Raw genomic sequence first — 26,469 nt, forward strand, 5'->3', positions numbered from 1 at the left:
AAGGCAAGCCGCGCAAGCCTTCGCCGCCGCCCAACCGCCCCTGTTCAACTGAGGGGGAAATTATTCCGGACAGTAGTGGGCTTTCGCCGGGATGACAACGCTGCGATGGAGTCGACCCATCGGTGAATCGGCTGTACCCAGTGGGCCTGCGCCAGGGCGATAGCGGGACGGCAGTGTGGGTCCCCGGAGCCAGCCGATCAGACGCCCAGCAGGTTCGAAAGCTGGGGCGACGCGGCGACTTCGGGCGCGGGGCCTTCGAGTACGGCGAGGCCCTTCTGCAGCACGATGGCGCGGTCGCTGCGGGAGAGGACCTTCCGATAGTCCCGGTCGACGATGAGCGTGGTGATGCCGCTGGTTCGGATCTCGTCGATCACGCGCCAGATGTCCGCCACGACCAACGGTGCCAACCCCTCGGTGGCCTCGTCGAGAATGATCAGGTCCGGGTGGGTCATCAGGGCCCGCCCGATGGAGAGCATCTGCTGCTCGCCGCCCGACAGTTGGCCGCCGAGGTTGGTCATCCGCTCCTGCAGCCGCGGGAAGGTGGCAAGCACCCGGTCCAACGTCCAGTCGGCGCGGCCGTCCCGCCCCTTGCGCGCGGCCATGACCAGGTTCTCGCGCACGCTGAGGTTGGTGAACACCCCGCGCCCCTCGGGCACATAGGCCACCCCGGCCCGCGACATGTCGTGCGGCCTGGCCCGGCTGACATCCCGGCCGTGCAAGGTGATGCGGCCCTCCCGCTGCGGGACGTGGCCGAGCAGCGTCCGGATCAGCGTGCTCTTGCCCATCCCGTTGCGTCCCAGCAGCCCGAAAGTCTGGCCGCGCTGGATCGTGATGTCGACGCCGTGGAGCACGTGGCTGCTGCCGTACCAGGCGTTCACGCCCTCGGCCTGGAGGAGGATGTCCGCCATGTCAGTGCTCTCCCAGGTAGGCCGTGCGGACCTGTTCATTGTTTCGGATGGCGCCTGGCGTGCCGGTGGCGATCACCGCGCCGTTCACCATCACCGTGATGCAGTCGGCGATGCGGAAGACGGCGTCCATGTCGTGTTCGACCAGCAGCATGCCGTGCCCCTGCTTGAGTTCCTGGAGGAGCTGGAGCATGCGGTCGGTTTCCTCGGCACCCATGCCGGCCAGGGGTTCGTCCAGCAGCAGAACCTGCGGACTGGTTGCGAGGCACATGGCCACTTCCAGTTGCCGCTTCTGGCCGTGGCTCAGGGAGCCGGCGTCGCGATCCAGCATCGATGCCAGCCCGGCACGTTTCGCCGCGTCGAGCGCTGCGTCCATCGTGGGGCCGCGTTTCTGGGCGTTGCGCCACCAGGCGAACGGTTCCGGCCGGCGGGCCTGCGCGGAGAGCCGGCAGTTCTCCAGCACCGTGAAGGTCGGATAGATCGTGTTGCGCTGGTAGCTGCGTCCGAGGCCGGCCCGTGCGCGACGTGGTTGGGGCCAGTGGGTGATGTCGCTCCCGAGCATCTCCACCGATCCGCTGGAGGGCGGGATCTCGCCGGACAGGATGTTGATCAGCGTCGACTTGCCCGCGCCGTTCGTGCCGATCACCGCATGGACCGACCCGCGTTCGACCTCGAGCGACACCTTGTCGAGTGCCAGCAGCCCACCCCAACGGCGGGTGATCTCATGGCCGCGGAGAAGAACCTCAGACGATGCCATGGCGGGCCCCCTTGCGAATGGTGGCCACCGGATCGCGCGACACCGCGCGGCGGCCGATGAGGCGCTCTCGAATCTGCGCGGGGACGTGCACCAGGCCCCGGGGCAGCAGCGCCGCACTGAGGATGATGGTGAACCCGAGGCCCAGGTGCCAGTGCTTGGCGAACGCACCGAACACCGCTTCGGACTTGAAGAGTTCCTGGACGAGGGCGAACGCGAACGCCCCGATCAACGCACCGCGAAGGTGACCCAGCCCGCCGAAGATGATCATGATGAGGACAGCGCCGCTCAGGTGCCAGCTCAGCATCTCCGGGTTGACGTACCCGTCCTTGACCGCGAAGAGGAAGCCCGCGAGGCCGGCGATCACCCCGGACAGCGTGAAGGCCGCGAGCTTGTACGGATAGGTCGAGAAGCCGGTGGCGCGCATGCGCTGCTCATTCACCCTGATGCCCGCCAGGGCCCGGCCGAATGGCGAACGAAGGGTCAACGCCAGCAAGGCGAACACCGCCGCGAGGCAAAACCACGTGAAGGCATAGAGCTGTAGCGGCGAGTCGAGGTCGATCGCTGTGCCGAGGGTCGGCTTGATGTAGAGGTAGATGCCGTCGGACCCGCCGCCGAGCGGCGTGTCGTGCACGACGTAGTACGCCATCTGGGCGAAGGCCAAGGTGACCATGATGAAGTAGACCCCCTTGGTGCGCAGCGAGAGCGCGCCGACGACCAGCGCGAACGCGCCGGCGGCGAGCATGGCGGCGGGCAACAGCCAGGCGATCGAGGCCGGTGCGGACTCCGGCGACAGCAGGACGGCGGCATAGGCACCAATCCCGAAGAAGGCGGCCTGCCCGAAGCAGACGAGCCCGGTGGTGCCGACGAGCAGTTCGAGGCTCAGGGCGAGGATGGCGTAGACCATGATCTTGTTGACCAGGTCGACGCCGTAGGCGCCGGCAAAGGCCGGCCATGCGGCCAGCGCCGCGAAGGCGCCGGCCACGAAGACGTGCTTGGAGATGTGCATGGCGGTACAGCGGTCAGGCGGTCTTGAACAGGCCGTCGGGTTTCCAGAGCAGGATGATGGCCATCAGCACGTACACGAGCACGCCTGCCGCCTGGGGCAGCAGCACCTTCCCGAACGTGTCGACGACACCGATGATCAAGGCCGCCACCATGGCACCCTTGATCGACCCGATGCCGCCGATCACGACGACGACGAAACACACGATGAGCACGGAGTTGCCCATGCCCGGGTAGACCGACGACACCGGCGCGGCCACCATGCCGGCCAGCACCGCGATGGCCACGCCGGCGGCGAACACGATGCGGTAGAGGAACTTGATGTCGATGCCGAGGCTCTGGATCATTTCGCGGTTGGTGCTGCCCGCGCGGATCATCATGCCTAGGCGTGTGCGGGTGAACACGAGGTACATCCCGAGCGCGAGGGCCAGGCACACGGCGCTCACGAACAGGCGGTAGACGGGATAGGTCATCAGGTCGCCGAGGGGCAGGCTGCCGGCCAGCAGCTCGGGCACGGCGACGCCGTGCACGTCGTCACCCACCAGCAGGCTGCGGCCCTCCTCGAAGACCAGGATCAGGCCGTAGGTCATGAGCACCTGCTGCAGGTGGTCGCGTTCGTAGAGGAAGCTGAAGAACACCCACTCCAGCACGTAGCCGAGCACGACGGCCACCACGACGCCCACGAACAGCGTCGAGAAGAAGCCGCCGCCGAACGTGGCGGACACGATGGGCGCGAGCGCGAACGCCATGTACGCACCGATCATGTAGAAGCTCCCGTGGGCCAGGTTGATCACGCCCATGATCCCGAAGATCAGCGTGAGGCCGGACGCCACGAGGAACAAGAGAAGGCCGTACTGCAAGGAGTTCAGGCACTGGATGAGAAACGTCGCGAGGTCCATGGCCGGATCTCCTGTCAGCCCGCTTTACAGGCGGCATCCGCGGCCGGGATCGGCGAGCGACTTGCTCGCAATGCCGACGAGCTTGTTCTCCTTGCCCGTCACCTGGCGCAGGTAGATGTCCTGCACCGGGTTGTGCGACCTGGAGACCGTGAACGGACCACGGGGGCTGTCGATCCGGGCCTTCTCGATGCCCGCGGCGAACTCGGCCTTCCTGGAGAGATCGCCCTTCACCGCGGACAGGCCCGCGGCCAGCATCTGGGCCGCGTCATACCCCTGCACCGCGTAGACGTCAGGCTGCAGCTTGAACTGCTTCGCGTACGCCAGCCGGAAGGCGCTGTCGCGCGGCGTGTTGAGCTGGTCGCTGTAGTGCAGGGTGGTGAGGATCCCGTCGGCGTCGGCACCCTGGGCCTCGAGCGTGCCGTCGGTCAGGAAGCCCGCGCCGTACAGCGGGATGGACTTGCGCAGGCCCGCGGCGGCATAGTCCTTGACGAACTTGACGGCGCCCCCGCCGGCGAAGAACGTGTAGACGGCGTCGGGCTTGGTGGCGGCGATCTCGGTCAACAGGGCCTGGAACTCGACGTTCGGGAAGGGCACGTTGAGTTCCTTGACGACCTGCCCACCGGCCTTCTCGAAGGACTCCTTGAACCCGGCCACCGACTCGTCTCCGGCGGCGTACTTCCACGTGATGGTGACCACCTTCTTGTGGCCCTTCTTCGCGACCACGTCGCCCATCGCGTACCCGGGCTGCCAGTTGCTGAAGCTGCTGCGGAAGATGTTCTGGGCGCACATGGGCCCGGTGATGGCGCCGGCCCCGGCATTCGCCACGATGAACGGCGTGCCGGTCTCCTTGGCCACCTTGGCCATGGCCATGGCCACGCCGCTGTGCACGGTGCCCACCAGCACGTCCACGTTGTCGCGCTTGATCAGCTTGTTGACGTTGTCGGTCGCCTTCGCGGGGTCGCTTTCATCATCGACCTTCACGAATTCGATCTCTCGGCCGCTGAGCTTGCCACCCTGTTCGGTGACGTAGAGGCGAAAACCGTTCTCGATGGCCGTGCCGAGGGACGCGAACGTGCCCGTGGCCGGCAGCATCAGCCCGACCTTCAACTTGTTCTGGGCGTGGACGAGGGAGGTGGCGAACAGCGCGGCGCTGGCCAGGGCGAGGGTGCGGATGGTGTTCATGCTGTCGTCAGTTCGTGTGGAGGTGGAGAAAGGACACGGTGGCGTCGATCAACGCCTTCGGTTGATCCCGGTGCGGCGAGTGGCCGCAGTGGGGGAGTTCGAGCAGCTGTGTCCGGGGCAGCTCGCGGGCGATGTGGTGGATCTGGGCCAGTGTGCCGTACTCGTCGTCCAGGCCCTGGACGGCGAGCACGGGGCAGCGGATGGCGGCGATCTCGTGTTCGATGGACCACGCCTTGAAGGGCGGGTGCAGCCAGATGTCGTTCCAGCCCCAGAACGCCGAGTCGGGGTCGTCGTGGTACTTGGCGAGCCGCTGGCGCAGGTCCGTGGTCTGGTAGGCGGTGCGGGCCTTCTCGATGTTCTCGACCGTCAGGTCCTCCACGAAAAGGTGCGGTGCGAGCACCACCACGCCGCCCACGTTGTTCGGGAACTTCACTGCGTGCAGCAAGGCGATGGACGCACCGTCGCTGTGTCCGAACAGCCACGGAGGGCGGCCCTGCGTGTCGACATCCAGCGCACGGAGCAGGGCGGGCAGCACCTCCTCCGCCTGGCGGTGCATGAAGTCGAGGCCCCACGCGTCACCGGGTGCACGCGGGGTGGACTTGCCGTAACCCGGCCGGGAGTAGACGAGACCGCGGCAGCCGGCTGCGTCGCACAGCTGCTGCGGGAAGTCCTTCCACATGGCGCGCGAACCCAGGCCCTCGTGCAGGAACACGAGCAGGGGCGTGCGCTCGCGGTGGTGCGAGATCCACGCGTACTCGATCGACACGGGCTGGCCCTCCCAGTCGACCGTGACGAACGACGGCTTCATTGGCCGGCCTCGCGTTCGCGCAGGCGGAAGCGCTGGATCTTGCCAGTGGCCGTCTTCGGCAGCTCCTCGATGAACTCGATGAAGCGCGGGTACTTGTAGGCGGCCAGGCGGTCCTTCACGAAGGCCTTGATCTCGGCTTCCGTCAGCGTCGCGCCCTTCTTCAACACGATGAACGCCTTGGTCTTGGTCAGTCCTTCCGCGTCCTGCTTGCCGATCACGGCGGCCTCCAGGACGGCAGGGTGCTGGATGAGGGTGGACTCGATCTCGAACGGGGAGACGTAGATGCCACTCACCTTCAGCATGTCGTCCCCGCGGCCACCGTAGGTGTACGTGCCGTCGGCGTTGCGGATGTACTTGTCGCCGCTCTTGGTCCATCCGCCCTGGAACGTGTCGCGGGTCTTCTCGCGGTTGGCCCAGTACATCATCGCGGCCGACGGCCCCTGGATGTAGAGGTCGCCCGGTTGGCCGTCCGGCACGGGGCCGCCGTCGTCGCCGCGCAGTTGGACGCTGTAGCCCGGGACGGGCCATCCCGTGGTGCCATAGCGGACCTCACCGGGCCGGTTCGACAGGTAGATGTGCAGCATCTCGGTGGAGCCGATGCCGTCCACGATGTGGACGCCGAAGTGCGCGTGGAACCGTTCACCGATCTCCGCGGGCAGCGCCTCGCCAGCCGAGGAAACGAGGCGGATGGCCACGTCTTCGCGGGCAGGGAGGTTGGGCGACGCGAGCATGCCGGCAAACCCCGTGGGCGCCCCGAAGAACACCGTGGGACGCACATGGCCTGCCTCCCCGCGCAATCGCTTGAAGGTGGCGTCGGGCGTCGGGCGGTCCGCCATCAGGATGACCGTGGCGCCCACGCTCAATGGAAAGGTGAGGGCATTGCCCAGCCCGTAGGCGAAGAACAGCTTCGCGGCGGAGAAGCAGACGTCGTCTTCCTGGAGTTCCAGGAGCCGCTTGCCATAGAGCTCGGACGTCCAGTACGGATTGGCATGGGAGTGGACCGTGCCCTTCGGCCGGCCGGTCGACCCCGACGAGTAGAGCCAGAAGCCCGGATCGTCCGGGCCGGTGGCGGCGGGTCGTGCCAGGGGGCTGTGCGCCTGGAGCAGGTCCGCGAGGTCGATCTCGGCGGGGTGCAGTGGCCCGGTCGGATGGGACACGACGACGCGGCGCACGTCCTCGCCCGACTGCGACAGCGCTGCGGTCAGCGTGGGCAGCAGGGCGCCGGACACGAACACGGCCTGCGCGCGGGAGTGCGCCAGCATGTAGGCGTAGTCGTCGGCCGTCAGCAGCGTGTTCACCGGCACGGGAACGATGCCGGCGTACATCGCGCCCAGGAAACAGGCGGGCCAGTCCGAGGTGTCCTGCATCAGCAGCAGCACGCGCTCCTCGCGCTTGACGTCCATGGCGACCAGGGCAGCGGCCACGCGGCGGACACGTTCGGCGAACGCGCCGTAGGTCAGCGCGCCGTGGTCATCGACGAAGACGGCCTTGTCGGGGCGTGCCTCGTTCGCCGCCAGCAGGTGCTGCGCGAAGTTGAAGACCTCGCCAGGCGCGCGGACAGGGGGGAACGCGGAAGAGGACTCGGTTGCCTGGGAGGCCGGGGCAGTGGTGACGTCCATGGCGGCTCCTAGAGAGTGAACGATGACAGGACGGACGTGCTGGCCTGGATGGCCGTGCGCTGGTGATAGAAGTCCAGGGCCCGCAGGCCGCCCAACTCCTCGCCGCCGCCGGCCCGCCCAGGGCCTCCGTGCACCGACTGCGGCATCACGTTGCCGTGGCCGGAGTGGCTGGCACCCACGTCCGGAGACACCACGTGCACCCTGCCGTGGCTGTCCGCCAGTTCCAGCGCGGCCGCGCCGAGCGCTGCAGGATCGCTGCCGTAGATCGACGTCACCAGCGAACCCAGGCCGCGTCGGGCCAGTTCGATGGCGTGTGCACTGTTGCGGTATGGCACCAGCGTGGCCACCGGGCCGAACACCTCGGTGTCATGGACCAGGTGGGCTTCGTCGGCACGGCGGGTGCCCAGCAGCGTGGGGCCGATGCAGCACGCCACTTGCGGATCGGCGTCGACGAGTGCCTGCGCGGCACCGTCGTGAAGGGTTTCCGTCTGGCTGGCCAAGGCCTGCAATCCGCTGCGCACCGAATCGAACTGGGCACGGCTCACGAGCGAACCCATGCGCACGGATTCGTTGCGCGGGTTCCCGACTGTGACCTTCGAGAGCCGGGCGCGCAGTGCTTCGGCCACCGCGTCGTACTGGTTCTCCGGGATCAGCACGCGGCGCACCGCCGTGCACTTCTGGCCGGACTTCTGCGTCATCTCGCGGGCCACCTCCTTCACGAAGAGGTCGAAGGCCTCGGACCCTGGGCCTTCACCCGGCAGCAGGATGGCCGAGTTCAGGCTGTCGGCTTCGATGTTCGCGCGCACCGAGCGCTTCGCCACGGCGGCGTGCGTCCGGATCACGGCAGCGGTGTCGGCAGAGCCGGTGAACGAGAGCACGTCGAAGGGCTCGAGCGCGTCGAGGAGGCCGGCGGAGCTGCCGCAGATCACCGAGAGCGCGCAGGCGGGCAGCACACCGGCATCGATGATGTCCTTCACCATGCGCTGCGTGAGCCACGCGGTGGGCGTGCCGGGCTTCACGATCACGGGCACCCCGGACAGCAGTGCCGGTGCGGCCTTCTCCCACAAGCCCCAGCCCGGAAAATTGAACGCGTTGATGAAGAGGGCCAGGCCGCGGCGGGGCACCCGCACATGCTGCGACTGGAACAACGGGTCCTTGCCCAGGCGCGAGGGTTCACCGTCCAGCAGCGCGCGCTGTGCACCCAGGCCTTCACCGAGCTTGGCGTAGGTCGACAAGGTGTAGATGCCGCCGTCGATGTCGATGGCCGAGTCGTTCTTCACGGTGCCGCTGTTGGCGGTGGCGATCTCGTAGTACGTGTCGCGGTGGGCCTGGAGCACCTTGACCGCGGCGGCGAGCATGGCTGCACGCTGTGCATACGTCAGGGCGCGCAACGCTGCACCGCCTTCGCTGCGGATGCGTTGGAACGCAGCCGGCAGGTCGATGCCACCGGCGTCGACCCGGACCAGCTCGGTGCCGAGCACCGGGTCGAACAACGCTGTTCCTGACCCCGAACCGGTCTGCCAGCGGCCGGCAATGTGATTGGCGAGCAACTCACTCATGAACAGGACCTCGAGCTTGCGGAGAAAATTCGATGCGGCCCTGGGGCAGCAGATAGAGCACCAGGGCCCTGCCGTGTGACACGGTGGGCCGGTGGGCGCTGCCGGGTGGGCACACGAGCCACCCGGCGGGACGGCCGTCGAAGCGGGCATCCGGCGTGAGCGGCACCACGAGGTCGATCTCGCCGTTGGGGTGCACGTGGTGCGGGCCGGCGATGTCCGCCATGTCCACGACGTCGACCGAGAAGCCGTGCAGGTCGTCCGCCGGCTTGAAGATGCGCCCGTAACGGATGCCGCCGCCTTCGCGGTCGCACAGCCAGCCGGCGGCGACACCGTGCTTGCAACCGTCCGCCAGGCGTTCGTAGGTGTCGCTGCCTGCGCCATGGGCCTGGTTCAACCAGGCATCGAGGGTGGCGTCGAGTGGGCGCCCTGCCAACTCGGCGGTCAGCCCTGCCAGGTGAGTGCGAAATTCTTCAGGGGACAATGCCGGCTCCTTGAGATTCATCAGCCTTGCCTGCACCCAAAAGATGCAGTATTGTGCCAATGCACTCTATGGGTCGGGTCACTACATGTCAAGCAATATAATGCCTACTCCCGGGTTAGCACCTACGGAATCCGCACCGGCAGGTGTCGTGGAGGAAGGCGAAAAGAACCCGTTCCTCGTCACGCTCGGCGAGCGCGTGAGGACACTCCGCGCGCGTCGCGGCATGACGCGCAAGCTGCTTGCCACCGCCGCTGATGTGTCCGAGCGGCACCTCGCCAACCTCGAATACGGCGTGGGGAATGCGTCCATCCTGGTCCTGTTGCAGGTGGCGCAGGCGCTCCAGTGCACGCTGGCCGAACTGATCGGCGACGTGACGACGACGTCGCCCGAGTGGCTGTTGATTCGCGAGCTCCTGCATGGCCGGGACGACGACACGCTTCGCCGCGTGCGCGAGTCCATCGGTGAGCTGCTCGGAACGGGCGGAAGCTCGGCGCGGTTCAACCCGCGCATCGCGCTCATCGGGTTGCGTGGCGCGGGCAAGTCCACGCTGGGCCGCATGCTGGCTGAAGACCTGGGATTCCCATTCGTGGAATTGAGCCGGGAGATCGAGAAATTCGCCGGGTGCAGCATCTCCGAGATCCAGGGGCTCTACGGGCAGAACGCCTACCGGCGCTATGAGCGCCGGGCGCTCGAGGAGGCGATCCAGATCTACCCGGAGGCGGTGATCGCCACGCCGGGTGGCCTGGTGTCGGATGCGGCAACGTTCAACCTGCTGCTGTCTCACTGCACCACGGTGTGGTTGAAGGCCGATCCCGAGGACCACATGAAGCGCGTGGTGGCCCAGGGCGACATGCGCCCCATGGCCGACAGCAAGGAGGCCATGGGCGACCTGAAAGGCATCCTGGCTGGCCGGGCTGCCTTTTATTCAAAGGCCCAGCATCAGCTGGACACGAGCGCCGGCGATCTGGCCGCCACGTTCCATGCGCTGCGGCAAGTGGTTCGCTCATCGCTGCAGGTGGCTGCATGACGCCAATGCTTTTTAATGCATCAGAGGTTGACGGCTAGAAATATCATGCACTATGATGCTCCTATCGCAGCTGCAGGCGTGCAATTTATTGCCTGCTCTTTGGAGGAGCCTCACCGTGACCCAACCCGCACGCGTCGACTACCAGACGTCCCCCGCCCAGTACCGCCACTGGAAGCTGAAGTTCGAAGGTTCCGTCGCGACGCTCGCGGCGGACTTCGATGAGAACGGCGGCCTGCGGCCGGGCTACAAGCTCAAGCTGAACAGCTATGACCTCGGGGTCGACATCGAGCTGAACGATGCGATCAACCGCATCCGTTTCGAGCACCCGGAAGTGCGCACCGTGGTGCTCACGAGCGCGAAGGAGAAGGTGTTCTGCTCCGGCGCGAACATCTTCATGCTGGGCGTCAGCACGCATGGCTGGAAGGTGAACTTCTGCAAGTTCACGAACGAGACCCGCAACGGGCTCGAGGACTCGTCGAAGCACAGCGGCCTGAAGTTCCTGGCGGCCGTGAATGGCGCCTGCGCAGGCGGCGGCTACGAGCTGGCACTGGCCTGTGACGAGATCATCCTGGTCGACGACCGTTCGAGCGCCGTGAGCCTGCCGGAAGTGCCGCTGCTCGGCGTGCTGCCCGGCACCGGTGGCCTCACCCGTGTCACCGACAAGCGCCACGTGCGCCACGACCTCGCCGACATCTTCTGCACCACCAACGAAGGCGTGCGCGGCCAGAAGGCCAGGGAGTGGGGCCTGGTCGACGCGGTCGTCAAGCCGACCGAATTCGCGAGCAAGGTGCAGGAGCGCGCGCAACAACTGGCCGCCCAGAGCGACCGGCCGGCGAACGCCAAGGGCGTTGCCCTGCCACGCCTCGAACGCACGATCGAGGCGGATGCGCTTCGCTATCCACATGTGACGGTCGAGATCGACCGTGCCCGTCGCGTGGCCACGTTCACCGTGCGCGCGCCCAAGGGCACGCAGCCGGCCGGCGCGGCCGCCATCGAGGCAGCGGGCGCCAGCTGGTACCCGCTGCAGATGGCCCGCGAACTCGAGGACGCCATCCTCGAGATGCGCACGAGCGAACCGGAGATCGGCACCTGGCTGATCAAGACCGAAGGGGATGCAGCGGCTGTCCTGGCGATGGACGCCACGCTGCAGGCCAATGCCTCGAACTGGTTCGTGCGCGAGACCGTGGGCCTGCTGCGCCGCACGTTCAGCCGCCTCGACGTGTCGTCGCGCAGCCTGTTCGCACTGGTGGAAGAGGGCTCGTGCTTCGCCGGCTCGCTGCTCGAACTCGCGCTCGCCTGCGACCGCATCTACCACCTGGCACTGCCGGACGACGAGGCCGCGGCGCCGAAGATCCACGTGGGCGAGCTGAACTTCGGCACCTACCCGATGGCCACGGAGCAGAGCCGGCTCGGCCGCCGCTTCTACGACAACGCGAAGCTGCTGGATGCCGTGAAGGCGAAGGTGGCGCAGCCGCTGGATGCCGACGCCGCCTTCGCCCTCGGCCTCGTGACCTCGAACCCGGACGACATCGACTGGGCCGACGAAACGCGCATCGCCATCGAGGAACGCGTGGCGATGTCGCCCGACGCGTTGACGGGCATGGAAGCCAACCTGCGCTTCAACGGCGTCGAGACGATGGCCACCCGCGTGTTCGGCCGCCTCACCGCGTGGCAGAACTGGATCTTCCAGCGCCCGAACGCCGTGGGCGAGAAGGGGGCGCTGAAGGTCTACGGCAAGGGAGACAAGGTTGCCTTCGACTGGAACCGCGTCTGAGCGTTCGCCTTCCCTGACACCATCTCCAGGAGCCCTTCCGTGAGCACCATCAACTACAGCGACAAGATCCCCAACAACGTCAACCTGTCCGAGGACCGCACGCTGCAGCGCGCACTCGAACAATGGCAGCCCAACTTCATCAACTGGTGGGACGACGTGGGCCCCGAAGGTTCCACGAACCATGACGTGTACCTGCGCACGGCCGTCAGCGTCGACCCCCAGGGCTGGGCCCAGTTCGGCCACGTGAAGATGCGCGACTACCGCTGGGGCATCTTCCTGAACCCGGGCGACGCGAACCGCGAGATCCACTTCGGCGACCACAAGGGCGAGAAGGCGTGGGCGGACGTGCCGGGCGAACACCGCGCGAACCTGCGCCGCATCATCGTGACGCAGGGCGACACCGAGCCGGCGTCGGTGGAACAGCAGCGCCACCTCGGGCTGACGGCACCGAGCATGTACGACCTGCGCAACCTGTTCCAGATCAACGTGGAAGAAGGCCGGCACCTTTGGGCCATGGTGTACCTGCTGCACCGCCACTTCGGGCGTGACGGCCGCGAGGAAGCCGAGGCGCTGCTCGACCGCCGCAGCGGCGACGAGAACAACCCGCGCATCCTCGAGGCGTTCAACGAGAAGACGCCGGACTGGCTGGCGTTCTTCATGTTCACGTACTTCACCGACCGCGACGGCAAGTTCCAGCTGTCGGCGCTGGCCGAAAGCGCGTTCGACCCGCTGGCCCGCACCACGAAGTTCATGCTGACGGAAGAGGCGCACCACATGTTCGTGGGCGAGAGCGGCGTGTCGCGCATCGTGCAGCGCACCTGCCAGGTGATGAACGAGCTGAAGACCGACGACGTGGGCAAGCTGCGCGCCGCGGGCGTGATCGACCTGCCCACCGTCCAGCGTTACCTCAACTTCCACTACAGCGTGACGATCGACCTGTTCGGTGCCGACCAGTCGAGCAACGCCGCCACCTTCTACAGCTCGGGCCTCAAGGGCCGCTACGAGGAAGGCAAGCGCGAGGACGACCACATCCTGAAGGGCCAGACCTACAAGGTGCTGGAAGTCCAGAACGGGCAGCTGCTCGAGAAGGAAGTGCCGTTGCTCAACGCGCTGAACGAGGTGCTCCGCGACGACTTCATCCGGGACTCGGTGGCCGGCGTGGGCCGCTGGAACAAGGTGATCGAGAAGGCCGGCATCGGGTTCCGCCTGACCGTGCCGCACAAGGCGTTCCATCGCAACATCGGTGCGCTGGCCGGGGTCAAGATGTCTCCGGACGGCCGCGTGATCAGCGAGACCGAATGGGAGGCCCGCCGCGGCGAATGGTTGCCCACCTCCGAGGACCGCGCCTTCGTGGCCAGCCTGATGGGGCGTGTGATCGAGCCGGGCAAGTTCGCCAACTGGATCGCGCCGCCGGTGATGGGCATCAACCGCCAGCCGGTGGAGTTCGAGTACGTGCGTTTCGGCTGAGAGGCCGAGACCGCGCGCACACGGAGGTGAAGGAGACCCGCATGGACATGGCCGTCGACGTCCGGATCATCAAGCAGCATCTGATCGATCCCGAAATCTGCATCCGCTGCAACACCTGCGAGGCCACGTGCCCGGTCGATGCGATCACGCACGACTCGAACAACTACGTGGTCAATGCGGACAAGTGCAACCTGTGCATGGCCTGCGTGCCGCCGTGCCCCACGGGCTCCATCGACAACTGGCGTTCGATGCCGGTGCACCGTGCCTACAGCGTCGAGGAGCAGCTGGGCTGGGACGACCTTCCGCCCGAGTTGACCCCCTCGGAGCTGGAACGCATGGGCGTGCCGGCCGAGCAGCAGGCGGAAGTAGCGCCTGCGGAGCCCGGGGCGCCGCAAACCACCGCGGGAGGAGAGACGGCATTCAACAGCGCCCAATACGGCTCGACGATCCCCCCCTGGTCCGCCGCGCATCCGTATGCCAACCTGTACGGACCCAAGGCGGCGCACAAGCACCTGACCGCCACGGTGGTCGGCAACGTGCGGGTCACCGAGGTCGGAAAGGACAACGACACGCACCACATCGTGCTCGACTTCGGCAGCACGCCGTTCCCGGTGCTGGAGGGGCAGTCGATCGGCGTGGTTCCGCCGGGCGCGGACGCCAATGGGCGGGCCCATCACCCGCGGCAGTACTCGATCGCCAGCCCCCGCAATGGCGAACGTGCGGGATACAACAACCTGTCGCTGACCATCAAGCGCGTGCTGGAGGATCCCCTGGGCCAGCCGGTCCGGGGCGTCGCCAGCAACTACATGTGCGACCTGAAGGTGGGTGACACGGTGCAGGTCATCGGTCCGTTCGGCACGAGCTTCCTGATGCCGAACCATCCGCGCAGCCACCTGGTGATGATCTGCACCGGCACGGGCAGCGCGCCGATGCGCGCCATGACCGAATGGCGCAGGCGCCTGCGCGCCAGCGGCAAGTTCGAAGGTGGCAAGCTGCTGCTGTTCTTCGGGGCCCGGACCCAGGAGGAACTGCCGTACTTCGGTCCCCTGCAGAACCTGCCGAGGGACTTCATCGACATCAACCTCGCGTTCAGCAGAACCGCTGGCGCGCCGAAGCGCTACGTGCAGGACCTCATGCGCGAGCGTTCGGCGGACCTCGCGGTGCTGCTGTCCGATCCGAACGCGTACTTCTACGTCTGCGGGTTGAAGGCCATGGAAGAGGGCGTGGTGCTGGCGCTGCGCGACGCGGCCACCGAAGCCGGTCTCGACTGGGACACCCTCGGCGCCACGCTGAAGCGGGACGGTCGACTCCACCTGGAGACCTACTGATGGCGTACGACACCATCGCATTGCAGCGCGACGCCAGCGGAGTCGCCCGCGTCACGATGAACCGGCCGGACGTGTTCAATGCGTTCGACGAGGCCATGATCGCGGAACTGGACCGGGCCTTCGAGGAACTCGAACGGGACGCAGCGGTGCGTGTCATCGTGCTGGCGGGCGAGGGGAAACACTTCAGCGCCGGGGCCGACCTGCAGTGGATGCAGCGGGCCAGCACCGCCACCTTCGAGTGGAACCTGGAAGACGCGCGGCGGTTCGCCGGAATGTTGTCCCGCATGGCCTCGTGCACGAAACCCACGGTGGCGCGCGTGCAGGGCGCCGCGCTCGGCGGAGGTGTCGGTTTGGCCTGTGCATGCGACATCGCCGTGGCATCCGCGGACGCATCGTTCGCGGTGAGCGAAGCCAGGTTCGGCATCTTGCCCGCGGCCATCGGCCCCTACGTCGTCAATGCGGTCGGCAAACGCCATGCGCAGCGGCTCGCGTTGACGGCATCGCGGATCGGTGCGTCCGAGGCCTTGTCCATGGGGCTGGTCCAGTGCGTTGCGCCGGCGACCGGTCTCGACGCTGCGGTTCAGCGTGTCGTCGACGACCTGCTGGCCGCGGCACCGCAGGCACAGGCCGAGATCAAGATGCTGTTCGCGAAACTGAGCCTCGGGCCCGTCGATCCGCCGACACGCGAGTTGACGGCAAAGACCATCGCCCGGGTGCGCGGCACCGACGAGGCGAAGGAGGGCTTCGCGGCGTTCCTCGGCAAGCGGCCCGCCGCCTGGGTGACGGCACGATGAGCGGCCGACTGCAGGGCCGGCCGGTGCTGGTCGTCGGGGCGGGCATCATGGGCGCGGGCATCGCGCAGGTGGCTGCCCAGGCAGGTCATCCGGTCTGGCTCCACGACCTGCGCGAGGGCGCGGCCGGCCAGGCCAAGGACAAGCTGCGGTCCACGTTGGAAGGCCTCGTCGCGAAAGGCAAGGTGACCGCCGCCGACGCGCAGGCCACGCTCCAGCGGATCAGCGTGGCCAAGTCGCTCGGGGATGCGCGTGACGCCGCCATCGCCGTCGAGGCGATCGTGGAAAAGCTGGAGGCCAAGCGGAGCCTGTTGCGCGACCTGGAGGCGGCACTCGCCGACGACGCGGTGCTCGCCACCAACACCTCGTCCATCTCCATCACCGCGCTTGCCAACGGACTCCGACACCCCGAGCGTGTGGTGGGCATGCACTTCTTCAATCCGGTCCCCCTGATGAAGCTGGTGGAGGTGGTGTCGGGCCTCCACACCGATCGGACGGTCGCGGACGACGTGTTCTCGTTGTCGCGCACCTGGGGCAAGGTGCCGGTGCATGCCCGGAGCACGCCGGGATTCATCGTCAACCGCATCGCCCGGCCGTTCTATGCGGAGGCCCTGATGCTGCTGCAGGAGCAGGCGCTGTCCCCGCGTGACGTCGACGCCTGCCTGCGTGCTGCAGGGTTCCGCATGGGCCCGTGCGAGCTGATGGACCTCATCGGCCACGACACCAACTTCGCGGTGACGATGTCGGTGTACGAAGCCAACTTCGGAGACAAGCGCTTCGTTCCGTCGCTTGTCCAGCGCGAGCTGGTTGATGGTGGCCTGCTGGGCCGCAAGACGGGGCGGGGGTTCTTTTCATACCCGGCGCCGGAGGCACCGGCCGCCGTCGACGCCGGCCCTGCGGCCCTTCCACCGGACATCGTGGTGTGTGGGGAAGGGCGCGTGGCCGACATGCTGTTCGACCAGGTCGTGCGCCACGTGCCGGCAGCCCGGCGTGACGGGGCCACACGGTGGACGGGCCTGGCGACGGCCACCTCCCAGCTGCGGCTGACCGATGGTGTGCCGGCATTCGAGTTGGCGGCGGCCGCGAGCCAGGACATCGCCGTGTTCGACCAACCTCTCGCTGCGTCCGGCCACCTCGCGTACGCGGTGGCGCGGTCGGCCAGCCAGGCGTGGCGCGATGAAGTGCCCGCATGGCTTCGTGCGCTGGGGTACTCCCCGGTCCTCATGGCCGACGCGCCTGGGCTGGTGGTGGCGCGAACCGTGTCGATGTTGATCAACGAGGCCGCGGACGCCGTCCTCCAAGGCGTTTGCACGCCCGAGGGGGCCGACGCGGCGATGACGCTCGGGGTGAACTACCCTGCCGGCCCGTTCGAGTGGCTGGCACGGGGGTCGATCGAGGACGTGATCGGGGTGATCGATGCCCTCGATGCAACCTATCGGGGCGAGCGGTATCGGGTCAGCCCGTGGCTGCGAGGACGTGGAGAGAAGCATGAGTGAGTTGCGCGTGTGGACCTTGAGCCCGGAAATCCGGGTGGAGTTCGGTGACCAGGGGGTCGCGGAGGTCGTCCTCGGGCCGGAAGGGGGCATGCCGGCGATGGATGCGGCTGGCCATGCCCACCTCGCGTTCTTGTGGTCGCGGCTGGCGAACGAACCGGGTGTTGGCGCCATCCTCGTTCGCAGCGAGGGAAAGGGCTTCTGCGCCGGCGGCCGGATCGAGCTGGTCGAAGACATGTTGGCGAGCGAGACGTCGAGGCTGCGTGTCATGCGCGAGGCCCGCGATCTGGTCCAAGGCATGCTCGACTGCGACGTGCCGATCGTGTCGGCGATCAACGGCGCGGCCGTGGGGGCGGGCGCTGCCGTGGCGCTGCTCGCGGATGTTTCCATTGCGGGGCACCGGGCCAAGATCATCGACGGCCACACCAGGCTGGGCGTGGCCGCGGGCGACCACGCCGCCGTCATCTGGCCGCTGCTGTGCGGCATGGCCAAGGCGAAGTACTACCTGCTGACCTGCGAGCCATTGACGGGCCAGGAGGCCGAGCGGATCGGGCTGGTGAGCCTGTGCGTTCCCGATGACGAGCTCCTGGCCAAGGCGCGCAGCGTGGCAGCCACGCTGGCCGCCGGCAGCCCCACGGCGCTGGCGTTCACGAAGCGCAGCCTGAACCACTGGCTGCGGGCCGCATGGCCGGCGTTCGAACATTCGTTGGCGCTCGAGATCCTCGGATTCGCGGGGCGCGATGCCCGCGAAGGACTGGCGGCGCTCCAGGAAAAGCGGGCTCCCCGCTTCGGCAGCGACACATGAAGTTCGCCGACTTCCACGCCGGGCAGGTCATCACGGCCGGGCCGTACCGGGTCACGGAAGAAGAGATCCGCGCGTTCGCCGGGAACTACGACCCGCAGTGGTTCCACACCGATGCCGCATTGGCGGCCCGGGGAAAGTTCGGCGGGCTGATCGCCAGTGGTTGGCATACCTGTGGCATCGCGATGCGGATGATCGTGGCGGTGGCCCTGCGTGACTCCGAGTCGTACGCATCGCCCGGACTGGGCTACGTGCGTTGGCCGCACCCGGTGAGGCCGGAGGACGAGCTGGTTCTTCGTGCGACCGTGATCGAAGCGCGTCGGTCGAGCCGGGGTGTGCTGGGAATCCTGCGCTGGCGTTGGCAGTTGCACAACGACCGTGACGTTGAAGTGCTGGATCTCGAGGCCACCAGTTTGTTCGATCTCGTGGTCGCGGGGGATGAGAAAAGCTGCCATGGAGGTGCGAGCTAGGTGCCATAGTTTCCGATCGGTGTTCGGACCGGTGCGCAGAGAACGATGTCAGGGGTGGGCATGAGAGCACCTCAGTTGTTGCGGATTAATCGAAAGATCAGGCACGTCGTTGCGTGCGAATGCAGCTGCCGCAGGGTCCGAAAACGCGACCGTCGGCGGCGGCCACTTGGCATCCCACGTGGATCACCTTCCCCTCAGCGGCATCAGGCCGCGGCTTTCGGAACGCTCGCGATTTGCATCGCGTCGTTCAACACCTTGGCAGGCACGTCCGGCCGCTCGAGGACGATGAAGTGACCGGCGCCAGGCACCTGGACGAACTCGGCCGCGGGGAGGAGCTGCTTGTTGGCTTGTCGGTCCGAGGGTCTTGACCAATCCTTTTCTCCGTAGATGAGGTGGACGGGTGCGCTGACCTCTGGGTAACGGGCGCGTGCCGCGATGAGGCTGGGCAGGTTGCCGTACACCGCGCGCGCGACGACCGGATAGCCCGGCCGACGTCCGACCTTCAGCAATTCATCGACGTAGTCATCGTGCAGGGCGGCGGTGTTGCCGAGACCCCCACGCAGCACGGCGCGCACGATCGGCTTGGGTTGGACTCCGGCGACAGTCGGGCCGACACCCGGCGCCAGCGCGCCGGTCACGATAAACCGGGCCAGCAGGCTGGACCGCGCGATGCCGCCCGCATAGTCATAAGCATTGATCGCGACGACACGCCGTACCCGCTCGCTCAGATCAGCCGCGGTGGTGAGGGCGAGCGTCGCGCCCATCGACTCGCCGAGCAGCGTCACGTCGCGCAGATCGAGGTGGGTGATGAGGCGCTTGACCGCCGCGCGCATCGCGGGCTCGTCATAAGAAGCGCCCGGCACGATCTGCGAGTAGCCCATTCCTGGGAGATCGAGCGCATACACCGTGTACCGCTCCTGGACGAGCGGGATGAGGTGGCGGAAATGCTCGGCCTGGGTGCGTACGGTGTGCAGCAGGACCAACGGTGGCCCCATGCCGCCCGAGAGATAGCGCAATCGCCCCACGCCTCCCTCGTTTGATCCGAGCGGATCGAGAAAGTGTTCCGCGGTCCCGGGAATCTTGATTGCGGAAAGTGAGTCATTGCTGGTCAGTGGCACGGTGGGCTTCCTTGAATTTTCAGGGGGGTCGTGGCCCCGGGGGCCATGGATGGATGCATGCTTACTGGCGCACTCAATGCGCCTTCATGCTGATTCCAGAGCGGGGCGCAGGCCGAATGGGATGCGGCCACTCAGCGCAAGGGCTGGTAGCGCGATGCCGCTTCGTTGCTCGAGAGGTGGGGTGCCATCGCCTTGCGCGCGCCTTCGTAGGCGTCCCAGAGGCGGCCGTCATGCAGCGACGGAAGCGTCACCGACTCGCCACGCTCGAAGCCCCGCAAGGCGGCATCCACCAGGTCTTCGGCACGCATCACGATCTGCGCCGGCAAGTGCTCCACGGGAAGGCCGCCGCGTGCCCAGAACTCGGTGGCCGTCGCACCCGGCAGCACGGCTTGCACCCGCACGCCCTTGCCGGCCAGCTCGTGCTGCAGCGATTGGCTGAAGGCCAACACGAAAGCCTTGCTGCCGCCATACACGCCATTCAAGGTTTCCGGCGAGACGGCCGCGACGGAGGCGATGTTGATCAGCGCACCGTTGCCGCGTGCCACGAAGCCGGGGACCACCGCGTAGCTCAGCCGGGTCAGCGCCGTGACGTTGAGGTCGATCATGCGCGCCATCTGGTCCACGTCGCTCTCCAGAAGCGACGTGTGCGTGCCGATGCCGGCGTTGTTGACCAGCAGGGTGATGCTGGCATCGCGCTTGAGCTTGTTCTCCACGCTGCGCAGCGCCACCGGGTCGTTCAGGTCGGCGGGGAAGACTTCCACTGCGCGCCCATGGCGGCTGCTGATGTCCCCAGCCAGCGGGTTCAAACGCTCGCGGCCGCGGGCGACGAGGATGAGGTCGTAGCCCCGCTGCGCCAGGCGGTCGGCGTAGAGAGCGCCGATGCCGGAGGAGGCTCCGGTGATGAGGGCGGTGCCCGGGTTCGTCTGCGTCATGGTGGTGTTTCGTTTCTGGTTGCGATGAAGCGCATGTTGTGCCGTCAGGCGTCTGGCGTAAATGACGCGTATAGTCACGTTTTATGCCATCCGCTCTCCGGAGATAGAAAATGCACAAGATCGGCTACGTCCTGCCGGCCGGCTTCCAGGTGATGGCGCTGGCCACGCAGGCGGTCTTCGAGTTCGCCAACCTTGTGGCGGGCGAGCCCTTCTACGAGGTGACTTGCCACTCGATGCCCGGTGGCAGCGTGAAGGCATCGCTAGGCACGGCCCTGCAGACGCGTCCCTTCACCGCACGCAGCACCGCAGACACCTGGATGGTGGTGGGCGTGATCGACCCGTTGGCCACACCCTCACCATCCCAATTGCTGCATGCGCTGCAAAAGTGCAGCGCTCGGGCACGTCGGACCATAGGGCTGTGCACCGGAGCCTTCGTCCTGGCCGAGGCAGGCCTGCTGGCCAGGCGACGCGCCACGACACACTGGGCCTATGCGGACGCACTGCAACAGCGGCATCCCGATGTCCAGGTCGAGCCGGACCGCATCTTCATCGCCGATGACCCGATCTGGACCTCGGCCGGCATGACGGCGGAACTGGATCTGGCGCTCGGCCTCGTCGAGAAGGACCTGGGCGACGACGTGGCGCGATCGGTAGCGCACCGGCTGGTCATGCATCAGCGTCGTTCGGGCGGCCAGTCGCAGCATTCGGAGATCCTGAATCTCGCGCCGCGCTCGGACCGCATCGCGCGGGCGCTGGAGCATGCCCGCCGTCACTTGGCGCAGTCGTTGAGCGTGGAAGAACTCGCTGCGGCCGCGAACCTCAGCCCGCGCCAGTTCAGCCGTGTGTTCACGGCCGAGACCGGCCAGTCGCCAGCCAAGGCGGTAGAGCGTCTGCGTGTGGAGGCAGCGCGCTTGATGATCGAGCGCAGCCGCCATCCGCTGGAGGTGGTTGCACGCGAAACGGGCTTTCGCGATCGGCGCCATCTTCGCGAGGCGTTCATGCGGGGCTTCGGCAAGCCGCCTCAGTCACTCAGGCGCGACGCCCGCCTGGGGTTCTGAAGTGTGTCGAGATGACGGTGACAGTCTTGCCATGCGTCGATCGTCGTCAATCGGCACACGAGACGGATCACTCGTTCACGAGCACTGGCGCTGCCATGCGATGCCTGGATTGGAGCTGGACGCGGGGCCCGCCGCTTCTGCCTGCGCGATGCAGATCAAAAGCGGCTGGTCCTGGGCAAGAGCGTCTACGGCTGCGCGCCACTTGGCCCGTCCTACCTAAACCGCTTACGAAGGACTGCTGAGGGTCGAGGCAACCTGCTGTTCGCAGCCGAACCAGACCGTCGCCTCTCAAAGCGCCTCTGCCAGCAACTCAGCCAGGGTCCGCCGCAACCAGGCATTCGCCGCATCCGCATGAAACCGCTCGTGCCAATGCTGCTTCACGGCAAACGGCGGCAGGCGCAATGGCGGTTCGAGCAACTGCACCCGTTCCTGCTGCACGAGAGCCAGGCCCAGGCGGCGCGGCGCGATGACCAGCAGCTCCGTCTGGGCGACGATTCGCGCGACACCGAGGAAGCTGGGCACCTTCAGTGCGACCCGCCGCTCGAAGCCGCGCTGGGCCATGACCTTGTCGACGATCGCGTGGCCAGTACCGGAGGTGGTGACCACAAGGTGACCCTCGGCGAGGAACTTCGCGCGCGTGAGACGCGGCCCCTGGATGCGCGGGTGGTCGGCCGCGGCCAGGCAGACGAAGTCCTGCTTGAAGAGTGTCTGCTGGTAGAAGCCGGCCTCGAGGTGCGGCATGAAGCCCACGGCGAGGTCGATCTCGCCGCTCTCGAGCCGGCGGGGGCTGTCGACGGAGATTCGCTCGGCTTCGATCACGACACCTGGCGCAATGCGCCGCAGGTGATTCACGAGGGCCGGCAGCACGACGATCTCGCTGATGTCGGTCATGCAGATGCGGAATTCCCGCGTAGCGGTTCCGGGGTCGAACCCGGGACGCGCGCCGGCGAGTCGCGACAAGCGCTCCACCGTGTCCACCAACTCGAGGTAGAGCGCCTGCGCGTGCACCGTGGGTGCCATCCCCTGCGACGTGCGCACGAACAGGCGGTCGCCGAAATGCAGGCGAAGCTTGTTCAGCGCCGTGCTGGCGTTGGCCTGTGCAATGCCCAGCCGCTCGGCTGCGCGCGACACGTTTCCCGTGCGGTAGATCTCGATGAAGACATGCAGCCAGTCGAGGTCGAGCTTCGCCATGACGCCCCTTCTATCAAGAAATCGGATTGCAAGTATACGAGTCGTCGGCTTTTCCGGATGCCCTGATCGACCCAAACTCGCCCCCAAGACGGCCGGATGGATCGCCGTCGCGGAGACAGAGATGGACGATCAGAAGACACAAGGCGCAGCCGGAACCGTGCTGGTCGCGGGAGGTGGCATCGGCGGCATCGCAGCCGCGCTCGCGCTGACGCGCCGGGGGTTCCGGGTCAAGGTGCTGGAACAGGCCGCCCAGCTGGGCGAGATCGGCGCCGGCATCCAGCTGGGTCCGAACGCCTTTGCCGCCTTCGACGCCCTGGGCGTCGGTGACCTGCTGCGCAGCCGCGCCGTCTACACCGACGAGATGGTGATGCACGATGCGCTCGACGAATCCCTCGTCGGCCGCATCCCCACCGGCGAGGCGTTCCGCCGGCGGTTCGGCAACCCGTATGCGGTGATCCACCGCGCGGACATCCACCTGTCGCTGCTCGAAGCGGCGCAGGCGACCGATCGCATCGAGGTGGTCACGTCGTTCCAGGTCGATCGCACCGAGCAGGGTGATGGCGTGGTCGAGGTGCGGGACCGTGCGGGGCACGTCCACCGCGGTGTCGCACTCATCGCGGCGGACGGCATCAAGTCGGCGGTGCGCCAGCAGTACGTCGGCGACGCGCCGCGCGTGTCGGGCCACGTGGTGTACCGCGCCGTGGTGGACCGGGAGCGCTTCCCGCCTGACCTGCAGTGGAATGCCGCGAGCATCTGGGTCGGCCCGAACTGCCACCTGGTGCACTACCCGCTGCGCGGCGGCGAGCAATACAACGTGGTCGTCACGTTCCACAGCCGCGACGAGGAAACCTGGAGCGTGCGGCAGGGGAGCGCCGAGGAAGTGCAGAGCTACTTCCAGGACATCTGCCCGAAGGCACGCCAGCTGATCGAGCTGCCGAACGATTGGAAGCGCTGGGCCACCGCCGACCGCGAGCCCATCGGCGAGTGGACGTTCGGCCGCGCCGCGCTGTTGGGCGACGCGGCGCATCCGACCTTGCAGTACCTCGCGCAGGGCGCCTGCATGGCCCTCGAAGACGCCGTCACGCTGGGCGAGGCGCTGCGCGTCTGCGACAACGACTTCGTGGCCGCGTTCGCGCGCTACCAGCAAGCCCGCGTCGCGCGAACTGCGCGGGTGGTGCTGTCTGCCCGTGAGATGGGCCGGATCTTCCATGCCCAGGGCGTCGAGCGGCTCGTCCGCAACAGCCTGTGGCAGGGCCGTGATGCCGATCGCTTCTACGACGCGATGGCATGGCTCTACGGCTGGACCGCCGAGACCTGCCTCGCCTGAACCCCAAAACGACGAAGGAGCTTCACCATGCTGGAACTCGGCCGATTGGAAGACCTGCCCGCGGACTACCGTGCGGCCCTCACCGCCCACAACCTCGTCCCGCTGTGGCCCAGCCTGCGCTCGCTGCTGCCGCCCGACGCGCCGCGTCCCGCAACGCGGGCGACGCACTGGTCCTACGAGACCCTGCGCCCGCTGCTGCTGCGCGCAGGCGACCTGACCCCGATCGAGAAGGCGGAGCGCCGGGTCCTCGTGCTCGCCAACCCCGGCCACGGCCTCGAACGCATGCAGGCGAGCGCTGCGATCTACCTCGGCATGCAGCTGCTGTTGCCGGGCGAATGGGCGCCGGCCCACCGTCACACGCCCAACGCGGTGCGGATGATCGTGGAGGGCGATGGCGCCTACACGACGGTCGACGGCGAGAAGTGCCCCATGGAACGCGGCGACCTCGTGCTCACGCCCACCGGGCTGTGGCATGAACACGGGCACGACGGCGACCAACCGGTGGTGTGGCTCGACGTGCTGGACCTGCCGCTGGTGCATTACCTCGAGGCCAGCTACCACGTCGATGGTCCGCGCCAGGCGGTGCGTCCCGGCCGGACCGACGAACGCTACGCTGGCGCCGGCGTCGTGCCGTCGCCGATGTTCCAGCGCGACGGCGCAGGCCGGCCGTACCCGGTGCTGCGCTACCCGTGGTCGCGCACCCGCGCCGCGCTGGAGGCATTGGCCGCAGCGCAGCACGCAGACGGCGCGGTGCAGGTGACCTACGTGAACCCGGAGACCGGCGCCGACGTGCAGAACATCCTCGGCTACCACGCACTGATGCTGCGCCCGAACCAACAGCTGACGCTGCCGCGCCGGTCGCCGGCTGCCGTCTTCCACGTGATCGAGGGTGCGGCGGAGCTGAGCGCCGGAGACCACCTGCACGCGATGCAGCTGGCCGACACCTGCGCCGTGCCGGGCTTCTGCACGGTCACGCTGCGCAACCCTTCCGACCGCACGCCGGCTTTCCTTTTCGTGGCCGATGAATCGCCGCTGCACCGCAAGCTCGGCCTCTATGAGACCCGCGACTGACTCGCGTTGCTTTTTTTTCCCCCAGGAGACTTCGATGAGCACCACCTACCTCTGGAACCCGCCCGCCGTGCGCTCGCTCCCCGTGCGTGGCGAGGCCGCCCGCCTGCCGATCAACCGCCTGTTCTTCGTCGGCCGCAACTACCACGCGCATGCGGTGGAGATGGGCAAGCCCGTCGACAAGGCGTCGGCCCAGCTTTTCTACTTCACGAAGGCGCCGCAGACGCTCGTCGAGTCAGGTGCCACGACGGCCTACCCGCCTGGAACCTCGAACTTCCACCACGAGATGGAACTGGTGGTTGCCATCGGCAAGCCGGGCTTCCGGGTGCCGGCCGACCAGGCACACGAACTGGTCTACGGCTACGCGTGCGGCCTCGACATGACCCGCCGCGACCTGCAACTGGTGGCCCGGGAGCAGGGCCGGCCGTGGGACCTCGGCAAGGACGTCGAGGAGTCTTCAGTGGTGTCCGAGGTGGTGCCGATGCCGGGCCGGGTGCTTGAACGCGGTGCGATCACGTTGAGCGTGAACGAGCAGGTTCGCCAGCAGTCCGACATCGGCATGCTGATCTGGAACGTCCGCGAGGTGATCGCCGACCTGTCCCGCTTCTACCACCTGCAACCGGGCGACCTGATCTTCACCGGCACGCCCGAGGGCGTGGGGCCGGTCGTGGCGGGCGACCGCATCGACGGCCACATCGACGGCGTCGGGGACATTCGCCTGACGGTTGGCGCGGCCGAGTGAACGGAGGCGCGCGATGGCTTTCCGGCTCCACAACTTCTTCCGCAGCGGGACGTCGCACCGGTTGCGCATCGCCCTGAACCTCAAAGGCCTGCCGTACGACTACGTGCCGGTGAACCTGCCGAAACTCGAGCACCAGTCCGCCGCGTACAAGGCGATCCAGCCCCAGGGGCTCGTGCCGGCGCTGGTGGACGGCGACACGGCGCTGATCCAGTCCCCCGCGATCATCGAATGGCTCGAGGAGACGCATCCGGCGCCACCGCTGCTGCCGGCCGATCCGCTGTCCCGGGCCCGCGTGCGGGCGCTGGCCGCCATCGTGGGCTGCGACATCCATCCGCTGAACAACCGGCGGGTGCTGGAGACGCTGCGCCATTCACTGTCGTGCGACGAGGCCGCGGTGACTCGCTGGTGCGAGTCGTGGATCGTCGAAGGTTTCGACGCCTGCGAGACGCTGCTGGCCGCTGACCCGCAGCGCAGCGCCGGCTTCAGTTGGGGCCATGCACCGACCCTGGCCGACGTGTACCTCGTGCCGCAGGTGGAGAGCGCACGCCGCTTCAAGGTGGACATCACCCGCTGGCCTCGCATTGCCGAGATCGATGCGACCTGCGGACGGCTCGACGCCTTCGCACGCGCCGCACCCGCGTTGCAGCCCGACGCCCCCTGAAATCCCCA

At 67.5% G+C, this 26,469-nt stretch carries 25 protein-coding genes; 13 read left to right on the forward strand and 12 right to left on the reverse strand.

Annotation, left to right across the window (positions count from 1 at the left end):
* Positions 1–197: 197 nt before the first annotated feature.
* The 9 genes from ASC87_RS18730 to ASC87_RS18770 are packed head-to-tail and all read right to left on the reverse strand — an operon-like array spanning position 198 to position 9,212.
* On the reverse strand, positions 198–908 hold the full coding sequence (locus ASC87_RS18730; RefSeq protein ID WP_056665517.1) for an ABC transporter ATP-binding protein: 711 nt from the start codon (positions 906–908) through the stop codon (positions 198–200).
* Position 909: 1 nt separating this feature from the next.
* Entirely contained in the window at positions 910–1,662 is a 753-nt protein-coding gene (locus ASC87_RS18735) for an ABC transporter ATP-binding protein (RefSeq protein WP_056665520.1), read from the reverse strand.
* Entirely contained in the window at positions 1,649–2,668 is a 1,020-nt protein-coding gene (locus tag ASC87_RS18740; RefSeq protein WP_056665524.1) for a branched-chain amino acid ABC transporter permease, read from the reverse strand. Before ASC87_RS18740 ends, ASC87_RS18735 begins: the two co-directional genes overlap by 14 nt.
* A gap of 13 nt (positions 2,669–2,681) precedes the next feature.
* A complete protein-coding gene (locus tag ASC87_RS18745) occupies positions 2,682–3,563 on the reverse strand; it encodes a branched-chain amino acid ABC transporter permease (protein WP_056665526.1) in 882 nt (293 codons plus the stop codon).
* 24 nt (positions 3,564–3,587) lie between these two features.
* Positions 3,588–4,745, reverse strand: coding sequence for an ABC transporter substrate-binding protein (locus ASC87_RS18750; protein ID WP_056665529.1), 1,158 nt, complete (start codon positions 4,743–4,745; stop codon positions 3,588–3,590).
* 7 nt (positions 4,746–4,752) lie between these two features.
* Positions 4,753–5,553, reverse strand: a complete 801-nt coding sequence (locus tag ASC87_RS18755) for an alpha/beta fold hydrolase (RefSeq protein ID WP_056665532.1) — start codon at positions 5,551–5,553, stop codon at positions 4,753–4,755.
* Entirely contained in the window at positions 5,550–7,172 is a 1,623-nt protein-coding gene (locus ASC87_RS18760) for a benzoate-CoA ligase family protein (protein ID WP_056665535.1), read from the reverse strand. The genes ASC87_RS18755 and ASC87_RS18760 overlap by 4 nt, the downstream gene beginning before the upstream one ends.
* An 8-nt stretch (positions 7,173–7,180) precedes the next feature.
* Positions 7,181–8,731 carry a 3,4-dehydroadipyl-CoA semialdehyde dehydrogenase gene (locus ASC87_RS18765; RefSeq protein WP_056665538.1) on the reverse strand — a complete coding sequence of 517 codons (1,551 nt, stop codon included), beginning with the start codon at positions 8,729–8,731 and terminating at the stop codon, positions 7,181–7,183.
* On the reverse strand, positions 8,724–9,212 hold the full coding sequence (locus ASC87_RS18770) for a DUF4863 family protein (RefSeq protein ID WP_056665677.1): 489 nt from the start codon (positions 9,210–9,212) through the stop codon (positions 8,724–8,726). Before ASC87_RS18770 ends, ASC87_RS18765 begins: the two co-directional genes overlap by 8 nt.
* Before the next feature lie 85 nt (positions 9,213–9,297).
* Between ASC87_RS18770 and ASC87_RS18775 the strand changes: the two genes are divergently transcribed.
* The 8 genes from ASC87_RS18775 to ASC87_RS18810 all read left to right on the forward strand — a co-directional run bounded on the left by ASC87_RS18775 (position 9,298) and on the right by ASC87_RS18810 (position 18,364).
* Positions 9,298–10,239, forward strand: a complete 942-nt coding sequence (locus ASC87_RS18775; RefSeq protein ID WP_056665541.1) for a helix-turn-helix transcriptional regulator — start codon at positions 9,298–9,300, stop codon at positions 10,237–10,239.
* A gap of 115 nt (positions 10,240–10,354) precedes the next feature.
* A complete protein-coding gene (boxC, locus tag ASC87_RS18780) occupies positions 10,355–12,013 on the forward strand; it encodes a 2,3-epoxybenzoyl-CoA dihydrolase (RefSeq protein WP_056665544.1) in 1,659 nt (552 codons plus the stop codon).
* Positions 12,014–12,052: 39 nt separating this feature from the next.
* Positions 12,053–13,480, forward strand: a complete 1,428-nt coding sequence (gene boxB / locus ASC87_RS18785) for a benzoyl-CoA 2,3-epoxidase subunit BoxB (protein ID WP_056665547.1) — start codon at positions 12,053–12,055, stop codon at positions 13,478–13,480.
* Between the two features lie 41 nt (positions 13,481–13,521).
* Positions 13,522–14,808 carry a benzoyl-CoA 2,3-epoxidase subunit BoxA gene (gene boxA / locus ASC87_RS18790; RefSeq protein ID WP_056665551.1) on the forward strand — a complete coding sequence of 429 codons (1,287 nt, stop codon included), beginning with the start codon at positions 13,522–13,524 and terminating at the stop codon, positions 14,806–14,808.
* On the forward strand, positions 14,808–15,602 hold the full coding sequence (locus tag ASC87_RS18795; protein WP_056665556.1) for an enoyl-CoA hydratase-related protein: 795 nt from the start codon (positions 14,808–14,810) through the stop codon (positions 15,600–15,602). The genes boxA and ASC87_RS18795 overlap by 1 nt, the downstream gene beginning before the upstream one ends.
* Positions 15,599–17,095: a 3-hydroxyacyl-CoA dehydrogenase gene (locus tag ASC87_RS18800; protein WP_056665559.1), complete on the forward strand. Its 1,497-nt coding sequence runs from the start codon at positions 15,599–15,601 to the stop codon at positions 17,093–17,095. The genes ASC87_RS18795 and ASC87_RS18800 overlap by 4 nt, the downstream gene beginning before the upstream one ends.
* Positions 17,088–17,897 carry an enoyl-CoA hydratase/isomerase family protein gene (locus ASC87_RS18805; protein ID WP_056665562.1) on the forward strand — a complete coding sequence of 270 codons (810 nt, stop codon included), beginning with the start codon at positions 17,088–17,090 and terminating at the stop codon, positions 17,895–17,897. Before ASC87_RS18800 ends, ASC87_RS18805 begins: the two co-directional genes overlap by 8 nt.
* Positions 17,894–18,364: a MaoC family dehydratase gene (locus ASC87_RS18810; protein WP_056665564.1), complete on the forward strand. Its 471-nt coding sequence runs from the start codon at positions 17,894–17,896 to the stop codon at positions 18,362–18,364. The genes ASC87_RS18805 and ASC87_RS18810 overlap by 4 nt, the downstream gene beginning before the upstream one ends.
* A 203-nt stretch (positions 18,365–18,567) precedes the next feature.
* Here ASC87_RS18810 and ASC87_RS18815 read toward each other — a convergent pair whose 3' ends face one another.
* Together ASC87_RS18815 and ASC87_RS18820 are read right to left on the reverse strand one after the other, a co-directional pair.
* Positions 18,568–19,482: an alpha/beta fold hydrolase gene (locus ASC87_RS18815; RefSeq protein WP_157604128.1), complete on the reverse strand. Its 915-nt coding sequence runs from the start codon at positions 19,480–19,482 to the stop codon at positions 18,568–18,570.
* Between the two features lie 131 nt (positions 19,483–19,613).
* A complete protein-coding gene (locus ASC87_RS18820; protein ID WP_056665567.1) occupies positions 19,614–20,414 on the reverse strand; it encodes an SDR family oxidoreductase in 801 nt (266 codons plus the stop codon).
* A 110-nt stretch (positions 20,415–20,524) separates the two neighbouring features.
* Here ASC87_RS18820 and ASC87_RS18825 point away from each other — a divergent pair, with 110 nt between their 5' ends.
* Positions 20,525–21,472 (forward strand): GlxA family transcriptional regulator, encoded by a 948-nt coding sequence (locus ASC87_RS18825; protein WP_056665571.1) that lies wholly within the window; start codon positions 20,525–20,527, stop codon positions 21,470–21,472.
* Positions 21,473–21,760: 288 nt separating this feature from the next.
* Here ASC87_RS18825 and ASC87_RS18830 read toward each other — a convergent pair whose 3' ends face one another.
* Positions 21,761–22,663: a LysR family transcriptional regulator gene (locus ASC87_RS18830; RefSeq protein ID WP_056665575.1), complete on the reverse strand. Its 903-nt coding sequence runs from the start codon at positions 22,661–22,663 to the stop codon at positions 21,761–21,763.
* Between the two features lie 121 nt (positions 22,664–22,784).
* On the opposite strand from ASC87_RS18830, the gene ASC87_RS18835 reads away from it, so the two are divergent.
* From ASC87_RS18835 to maiA, 4 genes are read left to right on the forward strand one after another with little or no spacing between them, the layout of a single operon-like run.
* Positions 22,785–23,990: a 3-hydroxybenzoate 6-monooxygenase gene (locus tag ASC87_RS18835; RefSeq protein ID WP_056665578.1), complete on the forward strand. Its 1,206-nt coding sequence runs from the start codon at positions 22,785–22,787 to the stop codon at positions 23,988–23,990.
* Between the two features lie 27 nt (positions 23,991–24,017).
* Complete coding sequence (locus ASC87_RS18840) at positions 24,018–25,061, forward strand: cupin domain-containing protein (protein ID WP_056665580.1); 1,044 nt, start codon at positions 24,018–24,020, stop codon at positions 25,059–25,061.
* A gap of 34 nt (positions 25,062–25,095) precedes the next feature.
* Positions 25,096–25,800 carry a fumarylacetoacetate hydrolase family protein gene (locus tag ASC87_RS18845; protein ID WP_056665582.1) on the forward strand — a complete coding sequence of 235 codons (705 nt, stop codon included), beginning with the start codon at positions 25,096–25,098 and terminating at the stop codon, positions 25,798–25,800.
* 13 nt (positions 25,801–25,813) lie between these two features.
* Positions 25,814–26,461: a maleylacetoacetate isomerase gene (maiA, locus tag ASC87_RS18850; protein ID WP_056665585.1), complete on the forward strand. Its 648-nt coding sequence runs from the start codon at positions 25,814–25,816 to the stop codon at positions 26,459–26,461.
* The last annotated feature ends 8 nt before the right edge of the window (positions 26,462–26,469 follow it).

The sequence above is a fragment of the Rhizobacter sp. Root1221 genome (assembly GCF_001425785.1).
In the GTDB taxonomy this organism is placed as follows: Bacteria; Pseudomonadota; Gammaproteobacteria; order Burkholderiales; family Burkholderiaceae_C; genus Rhizobacter.

Excerpts from the sequence above, each read along its gene's own strand:
- maiA (WP_056665585.1), top strand. The coding sequence starts at position 25,814 with ATGGCTTTCCGGCTCCACAACTTCTTCCGCAGCGGGACGTCGCACCGG.
- ASC87_RS18825 (WP_056665571.1), top strand. The coding sequence starts at position 20,525 with ATGCACAAGATCGGCTACGTCCTGCCGGCCGGCTTCCAGGTGATGGCG.
- ASC87_RS18820 (WP_056665567.1), bottom strand. The coding sequence starts at position 20,414 with ATGACGCAGACGAACCCGGGCACCGCCCTCATCACCGGAGCCTCCTCC.
- ASC87_RS18750 (WP_056665529.1), bottom strand. The coding sequence starts at position 4,745 with ATGAACACCATCCGCACCCTCGCCCTGGCCAGCGCCGCGCTGTTCGCC.
- boxA (WP_056665551.1), top strand. The coding sequence starts at position 13,522 with ATGGACATGGCCGTCGACGTCCGGATCATCAAGCAGCATCTGATCGAT.
- ASC87_RS18735 (WP_056665520.1), bottom strand. The coding sequence starts at position 1,662 with ATGGCATCGTCTGAGGTTCTTCTCCGCGGCCATGAGATCACCCGCCGT.
- ASC87_RS18835 (WP_056665578.1), top strand. The coding sequence starts at position 22,785 with ATGGACGATCAGAAGACACAAGGCGCAGCCGGAACCGTGCTGGTCGCG.
- ASC87_RS18800 (WP_056665559.1), top strand. The coding sequence starts at position 15,599 with ATGAGCGGCCGACTGCAGGGCCGGCCGGTGCTGGTCGTCGGGGCGGGC.
- ASC87_RS18760 (WP_056665535.1), bottom strand. The coding sequence starts at position 7,172 with ATGGACGTCACCACTGCCCCGGCCTCCCAGGCAACCGAGTCCTCTTCC.
- ASC87_RS18805 (WP_056665562.1), top strand. The coding sequence starts at position 17,088 with ATGAGTGAGTTGCGCGTGTGGACCTTGAGCCCGGAAATCCGGGTGGAG.
- ASC87_RS18745 (WP_056665526.1), bottom strand. The coding sequence starts at position 3,563 with ATGGACCTCGCGACGTTTCTCATCCAGTGCCTGAACTCCTTGCAGTAC.
- ASC87_RS18775 (WP_056665541.1), top strand. The coding sequence starts at position 9,298 with ATGTCAAGCAATATAATGCCTACTCCCGGGTTAGCACCTACGGAATCC.
- ASC87_RS18765 (WP_056665538.1), bottom strand. The coding sequence starts at position 8,731 with ATGAGTGAGTTGCTCGCCAATCACATTGCCGGCCGCTGGCAGACCGGT.
- ASC87_RS18740 (WP_056665524.1), bottom strand. The coding sequence starts at position 2,668 with ATGCACATCTCCAAGCACGTCTTCGTGGCCGGCGCCTTCGCGGCGCTG.
- ASC87_RS18755 (WP_056665532.1), bottom strand. The coding sequence starts at position 5,553 with ATGAAGCCGTCGTTCGTCACGGTCGACTGGGAGGGCCAGCCCGTGTCG.
- ASC87_RS18730 (WP_056665517.1), bottom strand. The coding sequence starts at position 908 with ATGGCGGACATCCTCCTCCAGGCCGAGGGCGTGAACGCCTGGTACGGC.
- ASC87_RS18840 (WP_056665580.1), top strand. The coding sequence starts at position 24,018 with ATGCTGGAACTCGGCCGATTGGAAGACCTGCCCGCGGACTACCGTGCG.
- ASC87_RS18830 (WP_056665575.1), bottom strand. The coding sequence starts at position 22,663 with ATGGCGAAGCTCGACCTCGACTGGCTGCATGTCTTCATCGAGATCTAC.
- ASC87_RS18810 (WP_056665564.1), top strand. The coding sequence starts at position 17,894 with ATGAAGTTCGCCGACTTCCACGCCGGGCAGGTCATCACGGCCGGGCCG.
- ASC87_RS18845 (WP_056665582.1), top strand. The coding sequence starts at position 25,096 with ATGAGCACCACCTACCTCTGGAACCCGCCCGCCGTGCGCTCGCTCCCC.
- ASC87_RS18795 (WP_056665556.1), top strand. The coding sequence starts at position 14,808 with ATGGCGTACGACACCATCGCATTGCAGCGCGACGCCAGCGGAGTCGCC.